At 72.3% G+C, this 20,413-nt stretch carries 22 protein-coding genes; 14 read left to right on the top strand and 8 right to left on the bottom strand.

The window, feature by feature from the left end; genetic code table 11:
• Positions 1 to 1,010 precede the first annotated feature (1,010 nt).
• Positions 1,011 to 1,532: a hypothetical protein gene (locus tag ACIQE0_RS31340; protein WP_402338643.1), complete on the top strand. Its 522-nt coding sequence runs from the start codon at positions 1,011 to 1,013 to the stop codon at positions 1,530 to 1,532.
• Between the two features lie 34 nt (positions 1,533 to 1,566).
• Positions 1,567 to 3,189, top strand: a complete 1,623-nt coding sequence (locus tag ACIQE0_RS31335) for a TIGR03086 family metal-binding protein (RefSeq protein WP_402338642.1) — start codon at positions 1,567 to 1,569, stop codon at positions 3,187 to 3,189.
• On the opposite strand, the gene ACIQE0_RS31330 is transcribed toward ACIQE0_RS31335, so the two are convergent.
• The gene (locus tag ACIQE0_RS31330; RefSeq protein WP_402338641.1) at positions 3,155 to 3,754 is read right to left on the bottom strand and encodes a GNAT family N-acetyltransferase; all 600 of its coding nucleotides are present in this window, start codon (positions 3,752 to 3,754) and stop codon (positions 3,155 to 3,157) included. The two genes, ACIQE0_RS31335 and ACIQE0_RS31330, sit on opposite strands and share 35 nt — an antisense overlap.
• 235 nt (positions 3,755 to 3,989) lie before the next feature.
• Between ACIQE0_RS31330 and ACIQE0_RS31325 the strand changes: the two genes are divergently transcribed.
• From ACIQE0_RS31325 to ACIQE0_RS31315, 3 genes are read left to right on the top strand one after another with little or no spacing between them, the layout of a single operon-like run.
• Positions 3,990 to 4,862 (top strand): serine/threonine protein kinase, encoded by an 873-nt coding sequence (locus ACIQE0_RS31325; protein WP_402338640.1) that lies wholly within the window; start codon positions 3,990 to 3,992, stop codon positions 4,860 to 4,862.
• Between the two features lie 4 nt (positions 4,863 to 4,866).
• Positions 4,867 to 7,038, top strand: coding sequence for a protein kinase (locus tag ACIQE0_RS31320; RefSeq protein ID WP_402338639.1), 2,172 nt, complete (start codon positions 4,867 to 4,869; stop codon positions 7,036 to 7,038).
• A gap of 38 nt (positions 7,039 to 7,076) precedes the next feature.
• Positions 7,077 to 9,158, top strand: coding sequence for a serine/threonine-protein kinase (locus ACIQE0_RS31315; protein ID WP_402338638.1), 2,082 nt, complete (start codon positions 7,077 to 7,079; stop codon positions 9,156 to 9,158).
• Positions 9,159 to 9,242: 84 nt separating this feature from the next.
• On the opposite strand, the gene ACIQE0_RS31310 is transcribed toward ACIQE0_RS31315, so the two are convergent.
• A complete protein-coding gene (locus ACIQE0_RS31310) occupies positions 9,243 to 9,653 on the bottom strand; it encodes a hypothetical protein (RefSeq protein ID WP_402338637.1) in 411 nt (136 codons plus the stop codon).
• Positions 9,654 to 9,722: 69 nt separating this feature from the next.
• Between ACIQE0_RS31310 and ACIQE0_RS31305 the strand changes: the two genes are divergently transcribed.
• On the top strand, positions 9,723 to 10,844 hold the full coding sequence (locus ACIQE0_RS31305; protein WP_402338636.1) for a lipid II:glycine glycyltransferase FemX: 1,122 nt from the start codon (positions 9,723 to 9,725) through the stop codon (positions 10,842 to 10,844).
• Between the two features lie 37 nt (positions 10,845 to 10,881).
• Here the strand turns inward: ACIQE0_RS31305 and ACIQE0_RS31300 are convergent, their stop codons facing one another.
• The gene (locus tag ACIQE0_RS31300) at positions 10,882 to 11,250 is read right to left on the bottom strand and encodes a hypothetical protein (RefSeq protein ID WP_402338635.1); all 369 of its coding nucleotides are present in this window, start codon (positions 11,248 to 11,250) and stop codon (positions 10,882 to 10,884) included.
• Positions 11,251 to 11,429: 179 nt separating this feature from the next.
• Between ACIQE0_RS31300 and ACIQE0_RS31295 the strand changes: the two genes are divergently transcribed.
• Positions 11,430 to 12,494 carry an RICIN domain-containing protein gene (locus tag ACIQE0_RS31295; RefSeq protein ID WP_402338634.1) on the top strand — a complete coding sequence of 355 codons (1,065 nt, stop codon included), beginning with the start codon at positions 11,430 to 11,432 and terminating at the stop codon, positions 12,492 to 12,494.
• An 84-nt stretch (positions 12,495 to 12,578) separates the two neighbouring features.
• Here the strand turns inward: ACIQE0_RS31295 and ACIQE0_RS31290 are convergent, their stop codons facing one another.
• Positions 12,579 to 13,565 (bottom strand): GlxA family transcriptional regulator, encoded by a 987-nt coding sequence (locus ACIQE0_RS31290; RefSeq protein WP_402338633.1) that lies wholly within the window; start codon positions 13,563 to 13,565, stop codon positions 12,579 to 12,581.
• A 52-nt stretch (positions 13,566 to 13,617) separates the two neighbouring features.
• On the opposite strand from ACIQE0_RS31290, the gene ACIQE0_RS31285 reads away from it, so the two are divergent.
• Positions 13,618 to 14,013, top strand: coding sequence for a cupin domain-containing protein (locus ACIQE0_RS31285; protein ID WP_366332049.1), 396 nt, complete (start codon positions 13,618 to 13,620; stop codon positions 14,011 to 14,013).
• 20 nt (positions 14,014 to 14,033) lie between these two features.
• Here ACIQE0_RS31285 and ACIQE0_RS31280 read toward each other — a convergent pair whose 3' ends face one another.
• Together ACIQE0_RS31280 and ACIQE0_RS31275 are read right to left on the bottom strand one after the other, a co-directional pair.
• On the bottom strand, positions 14,034 to 14,666 hold the full coding sequence (locus ACIQE0_RS31280) for a TetR/AcrR family transcriptional regulator (protein WP_402338632.1): 633 nt from the start codon (positions 14,664 to 14,666) through the stop codon (positions 14,034 to 14,036).
• A gap of 43 nt (positions 14,667 to 14,709) precedes the next feature.
• Positions 14,710 to 15,141, bottom strand: a complete 432-nt coding sequence (locus ACIQE0_RS31275) for a hypothetical protein (RefSeq protein WP_402338630.1) — start codon at positions 15,139 to 15,141, stop codon at positions 14,710 to 14,712.
• A 398-nt stretch (positions 15,142 to 15,539) separates the two neighbouring features.
• Here ACIQE0_RS31275 and ACIQE0_RS31270 point away from each other — a divergent pair, with 398 nt between their 5' ends.
• From ACIQE0_RS31270 to ACIQE0_RS31250, 5 genes are all read left to right on the top strand, one after another.
• A complete protein-coding gene (locus ACIQE0_RS31270) occupies positions 15,540 to 16,331 on the top strand; it encodes a squalene/phytoene synthase family protein (protein WP_402338628.1) in 792 nt (263 codons plus the stop codon).
• Between the two features lie 78 nt (positions 16,332 to 16,409).
• On the top strand, positions 16,410 to 16,760 hold the full coding sequence (locus ACIQE0_RS31265) for a hypothetical protein (protein WP_402338626.1): 351 nt from the start codon (positions 16,410 to 16,412) through the stop codon (positions 16,758 to 16,760).
• A gap of 90 nt (positions 16,761 to 16,850) precedes the next feature.
• Complete coding sequence (locus ACIQE0_RS31260) at positions 16,851 to 17,318, top strand: hypothetical protein (RefSeq protein ID WP_402338624.1); 468 nt, start codon at positions 16,851 to 16,853, stop codon at positions 17,316 to 17,318.
• 152 nt (positions 17,319 to 17,470) lie between these two features.
• The gene (locus tag ACIQE0_RS31255) at positions 17,471 to 17,941 is read left to right on the top strand and encodes a hypothetical protein (protein ID WP_366332055.1); all 471 of its coding nucleotides are present in this window, start codon (positions 17,471 to 17,473) and stop codon (positions 17,939 to 17,941) included.
• The gene (locus ACIQE0_RS31250; RefSeq protein WP_366332056.1) at positions 17,922 to 18,227 is read left to right on the top strand and encodes a transcriptional regulator; all 306 of its coding nucleotides are present in this window, start codon (positions 17,922 to 17,924) and stop codon (positions 18,225 to 18,227) included. Before ACIQE0_RS31255 ends, ACIQE0_RS31250 begins: the two co-directional genes overlap by 20 nt.
• A gap of 84 nt (positions 18,228 to 18,311) precedes the next feature.
• On the opposite strand, the gene ACIQE0_RS31245 is transcribed toward ACIQE0_RS31250, so the two are convergent.
• Positions 18,312 to 18,836 carry a GNAT family N-acetyltransferase gene (locus ACIQE0_RS31245; RefSeq protein WP_402338622.1) on the bottom strand — a complete coding sequence of 175 codons (525 nt, stop codon included), beginning with the start codon at positions 18,834 to 18,836 and terminating at the stop codon, positions 18,312 to 18,314.
• A 103-nt stretch (positions 18,837 to 18,939) separates the two neighbouring features.
• Here ACIQE0_RS31245 and ACIQE0_RS31240 point away from each other — a divergent pair, with 103 nt between their 5' ends.
• Positions 18,940 to 19,491, top strand: a complete 552-nt coding sequence (locus ACIQE0_RS31240) for an SMI1/KNR4 family protein (protein WP_402338620.1) — start codon at positions 18,940 to 18,942, stop codon at positions 19,489 to 19,491.
• Between the two features lie 134 nt (positions 19,492 to 19,625).
• Here the strand turns inward: ACIQE0_RS31240 and ACIQE0_RS31235 are convergent, their stop codons facing one another.
• Complete coding sequence (locus ACIQE0_RS31235; protein WP_366332059.1) at positions 19,626 to 20,384, bottom strand: helix-turn-helix transcriptional regulator; 759 nt, start codon at positions 20,382 to 20,384, stop codon at positions 19,626 to 19,628.
• Between the last annotated feature and the right edge of the window lie 29 nt (positions 20,385 to 20,413).

The following is a 20,413-nucleotide window of genomic DNA, read 5'->3' as shown; positions in this document are numbered from 1 at the left end:
GAGTTCCTGCACCGACACCGTGGAATTCCCTCGAAGGAGCAGTGAGCCCAGTACCGCCTGAAGGCGGGGGGCGGTTATCTGGACGGGCTTTCCCGACGCGCGGATGTCCAACGGCCCGAGCAGGCCGATTTCCAACGCATCGACTTCCTCTGAACCTGTGGCGGACACGCCAATCCCCCTGGATTTTAGCCAACCGCTTCCCGGTGACAGGTGGATTCATGGCATGCGCATCGCCTCGTGGGGCGCATGGGTGAAGAATCAGGCGCGGCTGGTCGATGAAGTGCGGTGGACCACGGTGGCTGCCGGAACCGGAATTCCCCCTTCGCGCGACGAGTTCGGCGAGGCATGCGGTCCATGTCGAAGAATCAGAGGCCTCGTCGGCGCGGGCTTCGGCGCGAACTCATGGATCACCAACAGCGGGCGACACTATTCACAACCCAGATGAACGTCAACTGAGGTAAACAAGAACGGGCAAGATCCGGCCAATCTATTCTCACCAGCTATCAACCGGCATCCCGCAGCGGTAAGTTGCGGCTGAAGTCTGAGTGACGTTTCCCGCGGCATCGGACGGCGTCCACCATCTCCGCCCCACTCCGGACAAACCGCGACACCGCCGAGACGTGGTCGCCCCCGGTGACGACGCATCGACGGCCGCACGCCCCAGGGCGCCGCCGTCGGTCCGCGCCACGACCAGCGCACCGCCCCGGCTCGGCAGACGACGCCGCACACCGCCACCTGCGCACGCATCGCACCACCGCGCCCGCGAGTTGCCCCGCGGCCGCCCGCACCATGCCCCTCCGCGTCAGCGCACCCCGACCCGGAGAACAGCATTCCGCCCCTCCGCTCCCCCACCACCCGAACAATCCGCACGCGAAACCGGTCCGGCGTCAACCAGCATGAATACCCGAGGCGTATCAGACGTGATTTCGCGCCCGTTTTCCGGCCACCGGTCAGGTCTCATATCGACTCCGCTTCCCGATACCCGCCGACCCCACATATAGGGTGCGCATATGTCGATGAACGCAGAAGAAGACCGCTCGGCCGAGGTCCACTTAACCGTTTCGGAGAAACTCGACCATCTGCTCGAACTGCGCGCCCAGCTGAGCGAGGACGGCGTCCCCTCGTACAAGAAGCTGGCGGCGGAAATCGCCGCGCAGTCAGGTGAGTCGTTCTCCGGTGCGTACCTGTGGCAGCTGCACCGCGGCGAGCGCGCCAACCCGACGCTGCGGCATCTGCGGGCCCTGGCCGGGTACTTCTGCGTTCCCGTGTCGTACTTCACCGACGACGAGGTGGCTCGCCGGATGATCGACGAAGACCTCCTGTCCCGCCGCGAGTTGGACCAGTCCATGGCCGAAGCGGGCGTGAGTCTGCACTATCTCCGGGGAGATCTCGCGGCCCTGTCCCCGGAGGGCAAGCGGATGGCCGCGGACATGATCCGGCAGCTCCGTGAACTGGAGCAGAAAGCCGGCCGCCCGGGCGACCCCGGTCAGCGGCCGGACTTACCTCGCCCGCGTCGGGCATCGCCTGGTTGACTCTCCCACGAGGGGAGAGTCGAGGGTGGGGCGCATGCACGTCGATGACGCGGTGGTCTGGAACATCGGGGAGATCGCGCGGAAGACCGGACTGTCGGTGAAGCTCATCCGGCACTGGTCCGATGCCGGAGTGGTACCGCCCGCCGGGCGGACCGCCGCCGGGTACCGCGTCTATGACTCCGAGTCCCTGGCCCGCCTGGAGTTGGCACGGACCCTGCGGGATCTCGGGCTGGGGTTGTCGCAGATCCGCGACGTCCTCGACCGTGGGCACACCCTGGCGGAGGTGGCCGCGGCCCATGTCGACGCGCTGGAGGTGCGGATCCGCGCGCTGCGCACGCAGCAGGCGGTACTGCGCTCCGTCACCCGCCGGACCACCACTGCCGAAGGACTCGCCGCCATGACCCGATCCGCCCGTCTGTCCGCCGCCGAACGCCGCACGCTCATCGAGGAGTTCGTGACCGGGGCGCTCATCGACCTGGACGTACCGGCGTACCGCCGCGGACTGCTGGCCGCCACCCCGGACCTTCCCGACGACCCCACCGACGAACAGGTCGATGCCTGGCTCGAACTGAGCGAGTTGGTGACGGATCCGGATCTGCGGGCCGGGATGCGGCGGATGGCCCGGTACGCCGCCGAGCATGCGCCCGGCGACCATGACGAGGGTGCGCTGCGCGAGGCCCGGCAGCTCACCGATGACTGGACGCTACGGGTGAACACGGCGATCGGCGAGGGGATCGCCCCGGACTCGCCGGCCGCCGACGAGGTGGTCGCCGCCGTCGTCGCCGCCTGGATCCCCACCCAGGCACGCACCCGCAACGCCGTGCGGACGGACGGGGCGCAGGCCCGCCGCGTGTTGCTGGAGCAGCTCGACGCCGCCTCCGACCGCAAGGTCGAGCGGTACTGGCAGCTGATCTGCCTGGTGAACGGCCAACCCGTGCGGCCGGCCATGGCGGCGGTCGGTGACTGGCTGACGACCGCACTGCGCACCAACCCCGCTCCCGGCGCCCGGGCCGAGGAGCTCGGCACCCTGTACGACGCCGGGGAGGATGCCTGGCGGCCCGCGGGAGTGCTCGACGCCTGCGAGCGGACCCTGGCCGCCGTGGAGGAGCTCGTCCGCGCCGTCGAGCCGGACCAGTTCGGCCTGCCGACGCCCTGTGGGGACTGGGATGTGCGCGCCCTGCTCAACCACCTGGTCTGGGAGAACCTGTTGTGGGCCGGCCTGGCCGACGGCACCCCGCGCTCCGATGTCACCGCCGACCACCTCGGCCAGGACCCCGTCGCGGCGTTCCGTGCCGCCGCGGGGAGCGCGCTGGCCGCGTTCCGCCGGCCCGGGATGCTGGACCGGCGCTACGGTCCTGCGCCGGGCCGACGGCTCGTCGAGCAACTGGTCATCGAGATGCTGGTGCACGGCTGGGACCTGGCCACGGCCCTCGGGCGCCCGCGTGACCTCGTGCCGGACCTCGCCGGTTCGGCGCTACCGGTGGTGCGGGAGGTCTACGGCGGTCTGCCGCGGACGCCCGGCGGTTCCTTCGGCCCGTCCCGGCCCGTGCCGCACGACGCGCCCGCGCTCGACCAACTCGCCGGCCACCTGGGCCGCACCGTCACGGAGCTCGGCGGTCGCTTCAGCGGCCGGGCTCCCGGAGCATGCACCACGTGACGGGGCCGTCGTCGGGCAGGGGGACCTCGGCGGTGACGGTGAAGCCGAGACGTTCGTAGAACCGCACGTTGCCTGGGCTGGAGGTCTCCAGGAAGGCCGGGAGCCCCGCGCGCTCGGCCGCTTCCAGGCCGGGCCGGATGACTGCGGCGCCGCGGCCCTGGCCCTGGACCGACGGGTCCACCCCGACCGTGGCCAGGAACCACACCGGTGCGCTCGGGCGGTGCGGTGCCAGCGCCTGCTCGGCGGAGGCGAAGGCCGCCGCCCGGTCGCCCGCGAGCTCGGTGATCAGGGGCCCGATCTCGGCGAAGGCGGGCCCGGGGTCCTGCTCGGGGGTGGTCCAGGCGGCCACCGCACGGCAGTCGTCGGCGACCCATGAGCGGCCGTACTGCATCGCCACCCGGGTCAGGAACAACTCCTGGAAGCGGCGCACCCGTTCCTGGTGGTCGTCGGCGGCGACGACGTGCCGGGTGAAGGCGTAGTCCGCGAAGGCGCGGGCCAGGGTCCGTACGCAGGCGGGTACGTCCTCGTCCGTCGTGGGGCGTACGGGCGGGGTGGTGATGGGCAATGCGGCCTCACAGCGTCGGTGGTCTTCCGTCACCATCCTCACTGCGGTCGGCGGGCGGGCAACCGGTTTTCCCGTGGTTCTCCCCTCGGGGGTCGGGGCCGGGCGCCGTCCGGCAGGCGCACACGGGCGTGGGCGGTTCCTCGTGCGCGGGCCGTGCGCCTCGGACACCCCCGGTTTCCGGCCAAGTTCGGGCCGTATATAGGCTCACGGCGCGTAACGAGCTTGAGGGGGAAGAGTGGAGAGGCTGCGGTCGGACGATCCGGCGCGGATCGGGGATTTCGTCACGTTGGCGCGGGTCGACGCCGACGGCAGCCGGGGGGTCCCCGACCGCCGCTATCTGGCCCGCAGTGCCGACGGCGGCCGGACCGTACTGGTGTGTCTGCCGCCGCCCGGTGGGGATCCGGTGCGGTGGGCGGCCGAGGCGCAGCAGGCGGCCCGGCTGACCCAGCCCGGGTTCTGGCCGGTCGGGCAGCTCGGTGGGACGCCGGCCTTCCCGTGGTACGCCGCTCCCTACCGGCCCGCGCTGCCGCTGCCGGCCGTCCTGGCCGCGCACGGCGGCCCGCTTCCCGAGGCGCTGGTCCGGACGCTCGGCGGGACGTTGGCCGAAGCCCTGGCCTCGGCCCATGTGGTGGGCGTCGTGCACGGTGGTGTCTGTCCGGCGGGTGTGTTGGTGACCGCGTGCGGGCCGCTGCTGGGGTGCTTCGGCGCGACCCGCGCGCAGGCGTCGGCCGGGGCCTCCACCGCGCAGGGAGCGGTGTTGGACAGTGGTTGTCTGGCGCCGGAGGTGGCGGCGGGCGGGCCGGTGGACCGGGCCGGGGACGTCTACGCCCTGGGCGCCGTGCTGGCGTACGCGGCGACCGGGCACACCGTGCCCGAGCAGCAGGAGATCCCCGCCGGCCTGCGGGACCTCGTCACCGCGTGCCGTTCCCGCGATCCGCACGGCCGGCCCGAACCGGCAGGTGTGCTGGCGGAGTTGCTGCCGGGCGCGGCGTACGGCTCGCTGGCCGGTGCCACCGAACCGGTGTCGCTGCCCGGCCGGGTCGTCGCGGCGTTGTCCCGTCAGTCGGCGCAGCTCCTCGCCGCCGCCCTCCCCACCCAAGAGCGTTGAGGCCATGATTTCCGCACTGCTGCACGACGACCCGCACACCGCCGGGCCGTTCCGGCTCCTCGCCCGCCTCGGCGGGGGCGGTATGGGCACCGTCTATCTGGCGCGTTCCGCGGACGGGCGCACGGTCGCGGTAAAGACGCTGCACACCCGGCTCGCCTCGGACACCACGCTGCGGACCCGCTTCCGACTGGAGACGGACGCGACGCGCGTCGTGGGGTCGCAGCACGGCGCGGCGGTCGTCGACGCCGACCCGCAGGCGCCGACCCCGTGGATGGCGACGGAATACGTCCTGGGCCCGCCGTTGGACACCGCCGTCGAGGTGGGCGGGCCGCTGCCGGAGCCGGTGGTGCGCGCCCTGGGTGCGTCCCTGGCCGCCGGGTTGGCGCAGCTGCACCGCTCGGAAGTGGTGCACCGCGATCTGAAGCCGTCCAACGTCCTGGTGACGGCGCAGGGTCCGCGGATCATCGACTTCGGTATCGCCCGGGCCTTCGGCGACGAGCATCTGACCAGCGTCGGCAGCGCGGTGGGCACGCCGGCGTTCATGTCGCCGGAGCAGGCGGCGGGCCTGGAACACGCGGCGGCGGGCGATGTGTTCGCCCTGGCCGGGGTGCTGGTCTTCGCCGCCACCGGAGTCGCTCCGTTCGGCGGCGGGGCACCGACCGATCTGCTGTACCGGGTCCGCTACAGCGAGCCCGACGTCGGTGGGGTTCCGCTGTCGCTGCGTCCCCTGCTCCTGTCCTGCCTGGCCAAGGATCCCGCGCAGCGCCCCTCCACCGCCGAGCTGCGCAGCGCGCTGGGCGGTCCCGAAGGCGCCCCGGGCGAGGGCGGCTTCGCGGAGCTGCTGCCCGACGCGGTGCTGCGGGAGATCTCCCGGCGCGGCGACGAGGTGTGGCGCGAGCTGCCGCACCGCATGCCGCCGCCGGCTCCCACCCAGGCACCGCGCGCCGAGGTCGCCTCCGCGTCGGGCGTCTCGCGGCGGCGGCTGCTGGCGGTGGCCGGCGGCGCCCTCCTGGGCGGCGGTCTCCTCGGCGGCGGGGGGTGGGCCCTGTTCTCGGACTCCGGGGGCGGCGACACTCCGAAGAAGGACGCCGTCGACCGGCCCAAGCCCCCGGCGCCGCTGTGGAGCGCCGGCCTGTGGTGCCCGGAGTCCGGCGGCGAGGTGATGCCGGTGGGACGCAATCTCGCCCTGCGGGCGGGGATCGTGCTGTGCGGCATCAACGCCGAGTCGGGCGCCTCGACATGGCAGGCGAACATCGCCGAGACCTGGCGGTCGGCCACCGACGGAACCCGGATCTACGCCCTGCGCGGGTTCACCGAGCAGGCGCCGCTGGCGGTGTGCGAGGTGTCGCAGACCGACGGCCGGCCGGGCAAGCCGCTGGTGGAACTCTCCGCGTACGCCGGCATGGAGCAGTACAGCCAACTGCTGTGCGTGGCCGACGACATCGCCTACCTGGTGGCCCGGGCCGCGTCCGGCAAGGGCTGGTACCTGGTCGCGGCCGATCTGCGCACGGGCAGGGAGCGCTGGCGCAGCCCGGTGGACGGCCCGCGGTCCCAGGGCCTCCCGGCGGTGCTGTGCGGTGGTGTGGCGGGGTCCACGGTGGTGCTCTACGGGAGTCCGGATTCGGGCTCGAAGTTCCTCCACCTCTCCGTGCACGACAAGGGCAGCGGCCGCCGACTGTGGGAGTTGTCCGAGACGTTCGCCGGCACCCCGCCGACCCGGCTGGTCGCCGACGACCACAACCTCTACCTGGGCGCGGAGAGCCTCACGGCCCGCCGGCTGTCCGACGGCAAGCTGGCGTGGCTGTTCGGCAACGGGCGTGAGTCCGGCGACAGTTCGGACGAGCAGCGGCGGTACGGTGCGCCCCTGCTCCAGGACGGGGTCGTCTACTGCGTCGCGGCCGACCGGGGGCTGCTCTCCGTCGACGCCGCCTCCGGCACCCTGAACTGGCAGGAGAAGGGGCACTCCGGCCAAAAGGACCTGCGGGACGTGGCTCCGGCGGTCGGCAGGCGGTACGCCTACTGCGCCGACGACAAGGGAGTGCGTGCCGTCGACCTCCAGGCGCACCAGGCCGTCTGGACGTACGAGGCCAAGCCCGTCGTCCTGACCGCCGACCCCAAGGGCGGCCGGCTGTACGTCCGCCAGGAGAAGCGGACCGCCGCCCTCCCGCTCGCCTGAACGCCCCGCACCGTTCCCGATCCAGGAGACGATGGTCTGTGAAACCCCTCGGCCAGGGAGATCCGCTGCGCCTGGGCCCCTACCGCCTGCACGGCGTCCTCGGTGCGGGCGGTATGGGCAAGGTGTACTTCGCGGCGGACGCCTCCGGACGCCCCGCGGCGGTGAAGGTCCTGCTGCCGGAGCTCGCCCACGACGGGCATCTGGCCGAGCGCTTCGTCCGGGAGGCGCAGACCGCGCGGGCGGTGACCAGTGAGGGCGTGGCGCGGGTACTGGCCGCGGAGTTGGCGGGCGGCAGGCCGTGGATCGCCACGGAGTTCCTGGCCGGCCCGACGCTGGACGACGCCGTCGAGCGCTTCGGGCCGCTTGCGGAGCCCGCCGTACGGGAGTTGGCGCGGTCGTTGGCCCGCACGCTCCAGGACGTGCACGCCGCGGGGCTCGTCCACCGTGATGTGAAGCCCTCCAACGTCGTCCTCACCCTGCGCGGCCCCCGCCTGATCGACTTCGGCATCGCCCGTCCCGAACACGGCCTGACCCTCACCCGTACCGGGCAGATCCCGGTCACTCCCGGCTACGGTGCGCCGGAGCAGGTGTTGGGGCGGCGCGTCGGGCCGGCGGCCGACGTCTTCTCGCTGGGCGCCGTCCTCGCCTTCGCCGCGGCCGGTCGGCCGGCGTACACCGGCGCCGAGGTCACCGCCGTGCTGTACGAGGTCGTGCACGGCAATCCCGATCTGGCGGCCGTTCCCGAGGGCCTGCGGTACCTCGTCACGCCCTGCTTCGCCAAGGACCCGGCGGCGCGCCCGCTGACCGGCCAGGTCGCCGAGGCCGCGGCCGCGACCGGGCAGCCCGAGCGGCTGTGGAGGTCCGGCAAGCTCGGGGAGGAGATCCGGCAACGGGAGGCGGCGGCCCGCCGGTTGACGGCCCGTGCGGCCGCCCCCTCCCCCGCCTCCGAGCATCAGGTGGCCGGCGACGGCCCCCGGCTGAGCCGGCGCGGGCTGCTCGCCGCCGGCGGCGGGGCGCTGCTGGCCGCGGCGGGCGGCGGGACCTTCTGGTGGCTCAACCGCGGTGATGCGCCCGCCGACCCCTTCGACATCCCGCCGCCCGCGAAGGTGCAGGCCGCGCCGCTCGGCTCCGCCGCGGGCTCCCCCACCCCCCTGTGGGGCCCCCTCCAGGACGTGGCCGCCGCCACCTCGCCGGCACCGCTGCCGGTACGCGATGTGGTGGTGTTCGCGGCCTCCGGCGGCGGCATCGCCGCCCGCCAGGTCACCGACGGCCGCGAGCGGTGGCGGATCGCCGACGCCGAGGCGGACGCCGGCTACCTCTCCATCGGCGACCGGCTGGTGGCCACCGCCGACAGCAAGGGGACGCTGCGCACCTGGGTGGCCGCGACCGGTTCCCCGCGGTGGACGGTGGACGCACAGGTGGGTGCGCTGCTGGCCGCGGACGCCCACGCCGTCTATCTGCTCACCTCCGACGGCCGACTGCGCTGCGTGGGGACCGACGGGAAGGTGCGGTGGACCCGGCAGCCACCGCTGGCGCTGTCGGGCCACCCGGCCGCGGCCCTCGGCGCGGGCCTGCTGGTGCTCTGCACAACGGGCGGCGACGTGGCGGCGGTCCGCACCGGGGACGGCACCCGTGCCTGGCTCCGCAAGGGCCAGGCAGCCGGACCGCTGCGCCCGGCCGTCGACCGCACCACCGTCTACCTGGGCGGCCGCAGCCTGGCCGCGGTGCGGGCCGGCGACGGCCACGAACTGTGGAAGCTCGAACCGCACTACCCGCCCCGGCAGAACACCTACGGATGGGGCCCGCCCGCGGTGGCCGACGACGTGGTCCACGCACTGGACAGCGACATGATGCGGTCACTGCGCCTGGACGGCAGCCAGGCAGCCGACCCGGTGATGATCGCCGGCGTCGCGCCGCCCTGGCAACCACCGGTCATCCAGGGCAGCGGCTTCTGGATCGTCGAACGCGAGGAGACCGGCGTGAGCGGCCTACCGCTCTCCGGCGAAGGCCACCCCCAGACATACCCCCTGACCGCCGGCCGGTCCCGCACCATCGCCGCCAGCGACAACCGCCTCTTCGTCCTCAACGACACGACGTTGCTGGCGCTGCCGGTGTACTAGAAACGGGCGCCGGCCCGTCGGGCGGGAGCAGGTGCGGGGCGTGGGCGCGGACCGACTCCCGTACCTGGCGGGCGGTGGGACGGGTCAGCGGCCGCCCGGCGCAAGCTCTGCGCGCCGGGCACGCAGAGCGGTCAGCGACTCCGCGGCGAGCGCGGCGAGGGCGACCGGGCACAGGAGGTTCTCCAGGGGTGCGGTCCGGTACGCCTGGTGGTCGCGCGCGTAGCGGGCGCGTCCTCCCGCGGAGGAGAGCGTGATGCCGAGTTCGGCGAGATCCGGTGCCCAGCAGGGCAGTTCGGCGTGTTCGGTGTGATCGCACGTCGCGTCCGCGTAGTGGGGCAGGGTCTCCTCCACAGCGCGGATGAGTTTGTCGAGCGTGGACGGCTCCTCGCACATCTCGGACGCGGCGTAGGCGGCGACGGCCCGGACGGTCAGCAGGTGTCCGGGCCGCTCCTCCGCGTCGGCTCCCGACCGGCCCGACCGCCCCGGCCGTGACACGCACGCCCGGCCGCGAAGAACGGGCGCATCTGAGTAGGCTTTCCGGCCGAGCAAAGGAGCACATCACACATGAGCTGCCATCTGAAGGCGATCAGCCGCGAGGAGCACGCGGCCTTCGTCGCGGCCCGCCCCTCGGTGAGTCATATGCAGGTTCCCGCCTGGGGGGACGTGAAGTCGGACTGGCGGGCGCAGAGTCTGGGCTGGTTCGACGAGGGCGACCGCCTCGTCGGGGCCGGACTGGTACTGCTGCGGCCGTTGCCCAGGCTCAAGCGGTACCTCGCCTACCTGCCCGAGGGACCCGTCATCGACTGGACCGCGCCGGATCTGGAGCAGTGGCTTGCGCCGATGCTCGCGTATCTGAAGAAGCAGGGGGCCTTCTCGGTGAAGATGGGGCCGCCCGTCGTCACCCGCCGCTGGAGCGCCGAGGCGGTCAAGGCCGCCATCGCCGCTCCGCAGGCCGGCAGGCTGCGGGAGGTGGCGGCGACCGCGCACGAGCCGGGGGCGTCGGACGTCGCCGACCGGCTGCGCCGGATGGGCTGGCAGCAGACCGAACCCGGCGCCGAGGACGGCTTCGCCGCGGGCCAGCCGCGCTATGTGTTCCAGGTCCCCATGGCCGGGCGGTCGTTGGAGGAGGTCTACCGGGGCCTCAACCAGCAGTGGCGGCGCAACATCAAGAAGGCGGAGAAGGCCGGCGTCAAGGTCGTCCAGGGTGACTACGAGGACCTGCCCGCCTTCCACGAGATCTATGTCGAGACCGCCGAGCGGGACCGGTTCCTCCCGCGTCCGCTGTCCTACTTCCAGCGCATGTGGACCGCGCTGCGGGCCGAGCACCCCGACCGGATGCGTCTCTACCTCGCCCGTCACGAGGGCGAAGTGCTCGCCGCCGCAACGATGTTGACCGTCGGTGAGCACGTCTGGTACTCCTACGGCGCCTCCACCGGACGCAGGCGCGAGGTCCAGCCGAACAACGCCATCCAGTGGCGCATGATGTCCGACGCCCACGAACGGGGAGCCGGCGTCTACGACTTCCGCGGTATCACCGACACCCTGGAGGAGGACAACCACCTGCTGGGCCTCCTCCGGTTCAAGGTCGGCAGCGGCGGCGAGGCCGTCGAGTACCTCGGCGAGTGGGACTTCCCGCTCAGCAAGGTGCTGCACAAGGCGTTCGACCTCTACATGTCCCGCCGCTGAGGCCGGCGCGCCGCGAGGAACGGCGGCGGCGCCGGCCTCAGTTCCAGGGGCGGTCGAACGTGATGCCCAGGTGCTCGCGGAGCCCGGCGCGCTGCTCCGCCGTGGCCAGGACCATGAGGTCGTCGTCGAGGTCCGGGCCCTCCTGCGCGACGCGGCGGAAGTCCCGGGGGTCGTCTTCGGGGCTGAGCGCCTCGATGGCCATCTGGGCCGCGCCCATGTCGAGGTAGTCGTTGGACTCCTGCTCGACGGCGAGGGAGACGGGCTTGCCGTTGCACTCGAAGTGCATCGTTCCCAGGCCGCAGTCCTCGTCGTCCGGGTGGTCCTTCTCGAAGCGGTAGTGGGAGACGGTGACCTTGCCGCCGGTGAGGGCCGCGGCCTCGCCCGGCGGCCCGCTCGGCTTCTTCAAGGGCCGAAGCCCGTCAACCGGCCCCAGGCAGACCGGAACGGCGGCGACGCAGCGCGATTCCCGCCCCTCGGACCTTGACGGACGGACCTCTCCTCAACGCCAGTTGCAGCCGATAGTGTGCCGAACGCGGTGGATTGCACCACCGCCACTCCGACTGGACAAGAGGGGGTTGTTCTGGCGTGAAACCCTACAGACCCACGGCCTTCCGCAGAGCGCTGACCATCCTGATAGCTGCTCTCGGCCTCACCCTGGGCCTGACCGCCCAGGCCGGCGGCGCACAGGCCGCCGAGAACTGCGCGGACCTGTCCTGCCTGACGTTCACCTCGGCCAACAGCGGCCGGAACCTCGACGTGCAGAACGGCAACAGCGGCGACGGCGTCTTCATCGTCACCAACTCCGCACCGGGCTACCACCAGAAGTGGCAGGCCCGCCTCCAGGGATCCGACTCCTCCTTCACCCTCGCCAACGACGACACCGGCAAGTGCGTCGAGGCCGGACTCCCGCTCAAGCAGCAGTCCTGCTCCGGCTCCTCCGCACAGCGCTGGTACTTCCAGCCCGTCAACGGCACCACGGACACCTTCATGATCCGTAACGCCGGGGACGACAAGTGCATCGACGTGGTCCTCGCCGCGCAGTACGACGACGCCTGGACCCAGACCTACGGCTGCAACGGCTCCAAGGCCCAGCAGTGGAAGCTCCCCGGCAGCGCCGGCGCGGCGGCGCTCAAGGCCGCCGTCGACCACGCGTCCCAGCGCTGCCAGAAGGACGGCTCCACCTGCTCGTGGACGAAGGGCTCCCAGGCCCCGGCCGAGCCGCTGCCCAAGACCTGCGTCTCCCCCGTCTGGTACAACGGCACCGCGGCGCCGGTGCCGTGGACGTTCTCGCTCAACACCTCCTCCGGCTGGTCGAGCCAACTCGGCGTCAGCTTCACCTCGGGGATCGGTGCGGGCAACACGAGCCCCGTCCAGGCCACCGTCAGCGTGACCCTCTCCGGCCAGGTCACCTACGACCTCCGGCAGGACCTGGGCAACAGCCTGACCATCGAGGTCCCGACCCACCAGTACGGCTGGGTGGCACTGTCGGAACTGGCGACGAAGGTGACCGGCGAGTGGACCTTCGACGCGAACGGCTTCCCGTGGCAGGCCAAGGACACCGTCACCGTTCCGCTCAAGAGTGACGACCAGGGCCGGTCCAGCATCTACCTGGCCCAGACAAGCCCGGACTTCACCACCTGCAACAGCTGAACGCGACGCCCGGGGTGGGCCCGCTCAGGCGCGGCCAGGCGGGCCCACCCTCCGCGCCGTCCGGCGCCTTCCCCGGCCGTCCCTTCACCCGGGCCCGAACCGACGCCGGTATGCCGACGGGGTGATGCCCGTCTCGCGGCGCATCAGCGCACGCAGGTTGGCGGCGGTGCCCAGCCCGCTGCGCCGTGCGACCAGCTCGAAGCGGGACTCGCCCCGCTCGATCAACCGGCAGGCCAGGGCCAGCCGTTCGCCGGTGAGCCACATCAACGGGGTCGTTCCCAGCTGGGCCCGGAAGCGGCGATGCAGCGTCGCCGGGCTGACCGCCGCCCGCGCCGCGAGGTCCGCCACCGTGAGGGGTACGTCCAGTCGTTCCTGCGCCCAGGCCAGGACCGGTGCCAGGGACTCGTCCGGCAGGTCGGGCAGGGGACGCTCCACGAACTGCCGCTGCCCGCCGTCCCGGTGCGCGGCGAAGACCAGTCGCCGGCTCACGGAGTTGGCGATCTCCGCGCCGTGGTCGCGGCGGACCACATGCAGTCCGAGATCGAGCGCGGCCGCGCTCCCCGCGGCCGTGAGGATGTCGCCGTCGTCCACGAACAGCACATCCGATGCGAGGTGGACGGCAGGGAAGCGGGCCCGGAAGGAATCCGCCCACTGCCAGTGCGCGGTGGCCCGGCGTCCGTCGAGGACTCCGGCCTCGGCCAGGGTGAAGGCGCCGCTGCAGAAGCCGATCAGGCGCGCACCGCGCGCATGCGCCCGTCGGACGGCGTCGAGCACGGCGGGCCGGCGGGGCACCTCGACGTCGGGGCGGTTGGGGACGATCAAGGTGTCCGCGGTATCGGCCGCCGCCAGGCCGGCGACTCCGGTGAGCGTGAAGAATCCGTCGCGCATCGGGGTGCGGGGCTCGGGCGAGCAGAGCGTGAAGTCGTAGAGCTCGCGGCCGATCTCGGGTCTGCGCAGGCCGAAGACCTCCGTCGCGCAGCCGAGTTCGAAGGGGTTCGAGTTCTCGTCCACGATCACGACCACCCGGTGTACGTCCGCCGCGCGCGCGTGGTGCGAGGATCCTTTCGCCATGTGCAATTCCTAGCACTCACCCGGCCCGTGCGAAACGGTTCAGGATGAGCCCATGAGCAATCGTCCCCTCTCCCTCCACCAGGCTCTGGCCTCCTTCGACGCGCTGTGGAGTCCCCGCGTCGTCACGCGCGTGAACGACTACGACGTCCGTATCGCCAAGGTCGAGGGCGAACACCTCTGGCACGCCCACGACGACACCGACGAGTTCTTCCTGGTGCTCGACGGAGAGCTGCACATCTCCCTGCGCGAACCCGAGGGCGAGCGCACGGTCCTGCTCCCCCGGGGATCGGTCTTCACCGTCCCGCGCGGCACGGAGCACAAGCCCTCCGCCCCGTCCGGCGCCGCGATCCTCATGTTCGAGCCGACCGGAACGCCGTCCGTGGGCGATCGCCACGACGAGATCCCCGACCATGTGGACGCCACGACGGGCCACGCCCTCGACGCCTGAGCCGCGCCGGAGGCCGGACGTCAGCCCCGCTGGACGCCGGCGAGCAGGATGTCCGCGAGCTTGTCGGCGTAGTCGTCAGGGTCCCTATGGGGGTTGCTTCTCAGATATCCGAGCATCACGTCGATCGCGCCTTGGTAGGTGACGGCCATGACGCGGGTGTCGAAGTCCCAGAGGGTTCCCTCGGCCTGGCCGCGCCGGAACAGCGACTCCTGTGCCTGGTAGGTCTCTTCGTAGGCGTCGAAGGTCAGACGCAGGCTGCCGTCGGGGTGCCGGAGGTTGTGCACGATGCTGTCGAGCGCGGCGAGTTCCACCCGGTGGGTGAGGTGCAGGGACGCGGCCTGGCGCAGCGCTGCCCGCAGGATGTCCGGCACGGGGTCGGTCAGGTCGAGCGTGCCCGCGATGCGGTGCCTGATGGAGGTCATGGTCGCCTTGGCGGTGGACTCCATCAGGTCGTCCTTGCCGGCGAAGTAGTGCCAGATCAGGCCCTTGGAGACGCCGGCCCGCTCGGCGACGCGGGTCAGCGTGAGGCCGTCGTAGCCCCGGTCGGCGAGCTCCTCCACGGCCGCGGTGATGATCTGCGCCCGACGTTGGTCCTCGTCGAGTCGTTGCCGGCGCGCGCCCGGTCCCGAGGCCGGTGAGGACAAGCTTGTCATGGCGACAAGCTTGTCATGCCGTCGCCGCCGGTCGGCGGCCCGGTCACCGTCGACCGGCGGGCAGGGTGCGGCGGGCCCGGACCGACAGGGCCGCAAGGGCCAGCATCATCGCGGCGATGACCAGCATCTCCACGCGCATCCACGGCGGGAAGACACCCGGCAGCGCGGCCTCGACGAGGTTCACCGCCAGCAGGACGCACCCGATGATGGTGACCGCGCGGAGACCCGTGCGGCTCCCCTTGAGCGCCGCGCGGGTCCGCAGCGGGAGCACGATCGCGAACACCGCGACGACCACGGCGTGGCCCCATGCCTCCGAGGTCGCCCATGACGGCGCCAGCTCCGCCATGACGGCCAGCGCCACCAACGTGCCGAGGGTGAGCGTGACATAGGCGCCCACCAGTCGCTTCATCTGCATCAGCGGGGCAGACGCGATCGCTGCCGCGTCGCATGCGCCTGCCTCTACGTTATTGACCATGCGGTCAACGCTATCCACTGTTGACCACGGGGTCAATATCGGGAGTCCCGCTGTCCGCGGATTCGCCGCAGCCCCAACTGGCCCTGCCGGCACGGAGGGAGCGGGCCACTGCGGTGCCGACGCACCGCCCGCGCCGCCACCCGGGTCGACCCGCCGTGACGACGCAGTGGCCGGACATCCGCCGCGGCGCCGGCGGCGATGATCGGATCGGTCGCCCCAGGCCGTGACCGGGCAGGAGGAGCGGCGTTCTTGAAGGCATGCGAAGGATCGTCACGCGCGGCAGGCCGGTCATGCGGCGTTCATGGGAGAGCTGCCTTGATGCCGCAGGCATCCATGACCGGTCGTTGCGCGCCGACTACACGTGGGCCGCGCGGAGTCTGCGTCGCAGGAGGATGTCGATGTGGGGGCCGGCCAGGCTGCTGGTGCCGCCGGAGTGCCAGCCCTTCGGGTTGGCGTGTGCCGCACTGCATGTCTTCTCCGACGACGTCTGCGACACGGGCCCGGCGGCGGTGCGGCGTCGGCGTTTCGAGGCCTGGCGCCGGGAGGTGCGTTCCGCGTTGGAGACGGGCGACTCCCACCATCCCGTGGTGCGGGCCTATCTGCATGCGTCCGGCAGGCGAGGAGTGTCCCACCGGTGGCTCCTCTCCTACCTGGACGGCGCACTCGCCGACCTGGACTTCGCCGGATTCGTCGACGAGGCGGCCTATCAGCAATATGTGGAGACCCTCACCTGGCCGGCGCTGATGCTGACGGCCGGGCTGACGCCCCGACTGGTTCCGGAAGACGTCTTCGCCTCCTCCTGGCGGCTGGTCGCCGACACCGTCCAACGCACCGACTTCCTCATGGACCTGCGGCAGGACCTGCGCGATGGCCGCCTCTACCTGCCGCTGTCCGATCTCGAACGGTTCGAGGTGACGCCCGCCGACCTGGCGGCCGGGCGTGACACGCCTGCCGTCCGCTCGCTGATCGCCGCTTCCGCGCGGCGCGGGCTCGCCTCTTTGAGCTCCGCTCAGCGCGTGATGGAGGAGATCTCGCCGCCCTACCGGCCGGTGACCCGCTTCCTGCTCGACCTGTGTCATCACCGGCTGCAGACGATCGCGGCGGCGGGGGCCGCGGTGACGCGCCGGAAGTTCCGGGACGAACCGGTGGCCTGTCTGCGGCTGTTGGCGCGGGCCCGGCACACGGGGTGAAAGGGCCGCACCCTGCCGGCAACGAACCCCCGCCGTCCGGCATTCATCCCTCCCTCTCCCCCGCCTCGGAGCCTTGGAATGAGCCGCCGAGCACTGGACGCAGCCGGCATCACGGACCCGGCGCTGCGCGGCGAGGAATGCGCCGCACCGCAACTGCGCACCCTGGCCCATACGGTGACCCGCTACGCCATCGACCGCCGGCACCTGGACGACTTCATGAGCGCCACCGCCCTGGAGTTCGCGGCCAGGTCATCGCCGCCCGCCCGACGCGCTCGTAGCGCCGGGGAAGCCGGCCCGCACGAAGTGCTCGTAGCGCCGGGGAAGTTGACGTCGCGGCGGCCGTCGTGCCGGGCGGGCCCCCTCGCACGTGAGGCGGTCCAAGGCCGCCCGGATACCGTTCCCGTCGCCTGCCCACCTGCCAGTCTTTGACATAGGCACGCCAAAAATCATGCGTCATCTGCCTTGTTCTCTTCAGGGGTGCGTGCCTCAATTGGCACCCCCTCACAAAGGCGGTGTCCCATGAGACACAGCACACTCGGGATCGGCTCCCTGCTCGGCGTCGGCATCGCCCTCGCGGGCACCCTCGCGATGGCTCCGGCCTCGGCCGCGGTGACACCAGACACCGCAACCCTCTCGTTCGACTGCGGCAGTTACGGCTCCGGCACGGCCACGCTCACCGCAACCGAGGACGGCACCAACGCGACCATCAGCCTGTCCACGTCGGCGATCACCTCCCCCATACCGATCGGGGCGAACTCGGTCTCCTCGCAGCTCACGCTGACCAAGAACGGCTCGGACACGGCAGTGTTCAGCGGCAGCTCCAATCCGGCGATCCCGGCCGGCGGCGCGGTCTCCACCGGGCCGCTCTCCGGCACCGTCGCCTCGGGCGACCAGCTGGAGGCCACCTCGCTTCAGGTCGTGGTGCTGGGCATCACCGCGACCTGCAACGCCACCTCGCCGCAGTCCCCGGGGCCGTTCGTGTTCTGACGGCGGGTCGCGACGGCACAGATCGACGGCAAGAGGGGCCGGCGGACCGCGGCCGCCGGCCCCGCACACCGGCCACCTTCTTTCCCCGAGGGAAAGAAGGTGGTATTTTCCTGTCAGGAAAGTACGTGGTTGCCGAACGATCAGGAACACTCATGACCTCTTTCGATGCCCAGGAAGCGCTCGACGCCATCCACCAGCGCCAGGAGCAGACCCGCGACGAGTACGTGCGCCACAACTCCTCCGGCCTCTACGGGTTCTTCGCGGCACTGGCCGTGTTCGCCGGGGGATCGTCCGTCGATCTGCCGAGCCCCTGGAGCCTGGTCGCCAGACTGGTGGCGACCGGCCTGCTCGTCGGCGGGCTGATCGTGCAGTACCGCCGGACCCGGGTGCGCAGAAAGGCCACCCTCGCCGAGACGATGTTCCTCGGGTGGGTGGCGGTGGCCATCGTCGTGCTGTTCATCGCGGCGACGATCTGCGCCCATCTGCTCGATCTGCCGATCCCCTCCATGGCCGCCGCGGCCGTCGCCGCCGTGGCCACGCTGGTGGCCACGTACGCTGGCCGCCCGATCATCAAGCGGATCACCAGGAGGGACGGCCAGCACGATGGACCCGGACTTCGATGAATTCCTGCACGTACAAGCCCGGTTGTCGATCGTCGCCCTGCTGGCGCCGGCCGACTGGGTGGACTTCGGCTTCGTGCGGGATGCCGCGGCCACCAGCGACTCGGCCCTGTCCAAGCAGGTCGCCGCGCTGGCGGACGCCGGCTATGTGGAGGTGCGCAAAACCCGGAACCGCACGGGACGCCACACCCACCTCCGGCTCACCCCGCACGGACGGCAGGCGTTTCAGCGGCACGCCTCGGCCCTGGAGCGGATCGTGGCGGCAGCGCGCGCCGCAGGAGACGGCTAGCCGCACCAGGCGGCGTCCGCCCCGGCTGACCCGTCACGGTACGGCCGCCATCGGGCAACGCGGCAGGGCCGGAGTCGGCCGAAGTCAGCCTCCCAGGCGCAGCCGCATCCGCACGTAGTCGGCAGCCCGGGGCCCGGGCCGCCGCTCACCGTCCTCCTGCCAGCCGCGCTCGGCGTAGAACCTCCGGGCCCGCACATTGGCCTCCCACGCCTCCAGCACACCGCCGGTGTACCCGCCTGCCACCAGATGGTCGGTGAACGCCTGGTGCAGGGCCCCGCCCGCGCCGCGCCCCCAGACGTCCGGATCGACGTGGATCTGGAACAACTGCCGGTAGCGCGAGGCGTCGAGGTCCGCGTCCTTCGGCGGTCCCATCGCAAGGACGCCCACCACTTGGCCGTTGCCCGCCACCGCGCACAGGGCGGTCATGCCGGGTGAGGCGATCGCCCTCGCCCAGGCAGCCTGCCGTTCCTCCCGGGCGGCCGGGTCGGCCGACGCCTCCCCCGCCGCTCCGGCAGCCGCGTAGTAGGCAGAGCGAGCCCTGGTGTGAATCTCCGCCATCGCCCCCGCGTCCCCGGCGAAGGCCCCGCGCACCCGCATGCTGTGGTCCATGCACGGTACGACGTCGGGCACGGGGGCGTCCGGTTCCCGCCGGCGGACGTGCCGTGCGCGGGCACGGCGGTTCGGACACCGGTGTCGTTGCTACGGTCGCCGGGTGGAGAGCTGGGATGAGGACGGCGTACGCGGTCGGCTGCGGCAGATGGCGGCAGCGGATCCGGGACGGGAGCGTTTCGGGGCGGACACGCACCGGTACGCGCTGGCGCCGGCGCTGCCGGAGGCGGAGATCAGGGCGTTCGAGGACGCCCATGGCGTCGAACTGCCCGCGGAGTACCGGTCCTTCGTGGCACAGGTCGGCGACGGTCCCGCCGGTCCGGCTCACGGGCTGATGCCGCTGACCGTCCCCCGGGCGGAGGCCGGCGAGGAGTGGGCCGTGGACGACGAGTGGACGGAGGACCGGCTTCCGGGGCGACTCGCCGAGCCGTTCCCCCTCACGTCGCCCCGGCCCGGCCGCATCGGCGCACCCGCCGACGCGTTGACCCGGGGCACGCTCATGTTGGCCGAAGGGGGCTGCGGCATGTACGTCCGGCTGGTCCTGAACGGCCCGCGAGCGGGTGAGATCTGGCAGATCGACGTGGACTGGGCCGGCTTCGTCCCGGTGAGCCCCGGTTTTCGCGCCTGGTACACCGACTGGTTGCGGCGCGAGTGACGTTGCGGCCCTCGGCGCACACCTCACGGGCGACGTGGCGTTCTCCAGGCTCAGGCTCGGCTTCCCGAGCGGTTCGGGTCAACTCTCGGGTGGGTGGGGCGTGTTGGGCGCCGCCGGCAGGGGGACGACACGCCCTAGTGGCGGAGGTGCACACCTGGTGTGTGCCCGAAGGCCCGTCGGAAGACGTCGATGAAGGCGCTGGTCGAGGACCAGCCGCAGCGGCGTGCCACGGTGGTGACCGGGTGGCCTTCGCTGAGCAGCACCACGGCGTGGTAGAGCCGCAGTTGGGTCCGCCACTGGGGAAAGGTCATTCCGAGTTCGGACCGGAACAGCCGGCTGAGGGTGCGTTCACCGGCGCCGACCCGCGCCCCGAAGGCGGCCAGGGTGCGGTCGTCGGCGGGGTCGTGGTGGAGCAGGGCGCAGACGGCGGCGAGTCGGGGGTCGGTGGGGGTGGGCAGGTGCATCGGCTGCTGGGGCGAGGCGCGCAGCTGGTCGAGGAGTACGGCGCGCATCCGCAGCCGCTCGGGGCCGGCGCCCGCCCCGGCGGAGGCCGCCACGTCGCGGGTGTAGGCGAGGATCAGCTCACGCAGCAGCGGACCGACCGTCAGGGCCGTCGGGGCGTGCAGGCCGAGCGGGTTGACGGACCGCGGCAGGCCGAGGGTGTGCAGGTCGAGGTCGCCGTGTGCGCGGTGGGAGTGGGTGGTTCCGGCGGGGACCCACAGGGCGCGGTTCCCGGGGGCGATCCAGGTGCCGGCGTCGGTGGTGACGGCGAGTACCCCGCGGCCCGCGTAGATGATCTGGTGCTCGTCGTGCCGGTGGGCGTCGACGCCCTGGCCGGCGGCCAGCGGCCGGACCACGGTGACGGCTTTCGGCTGGTGGCGGACTTCCGACATGTGATGGCATTTTATCGGAAGCGCGCTGC

This window comes from Streptomyces sp. NPDC093097 (assembly GCF_044754325.1).
Taxonomy (GTDB): domain Bacteria; phylum Actinomycetota; class Actinomycetes; order Streptomycetales; family Streptomycetaceae; genus Streptomyces.
The sequence above is the reverse complement of the archived record's forward strand: the minus strand, read 5'-3'. Positions and strand labels throughout refer to the sequence as shown.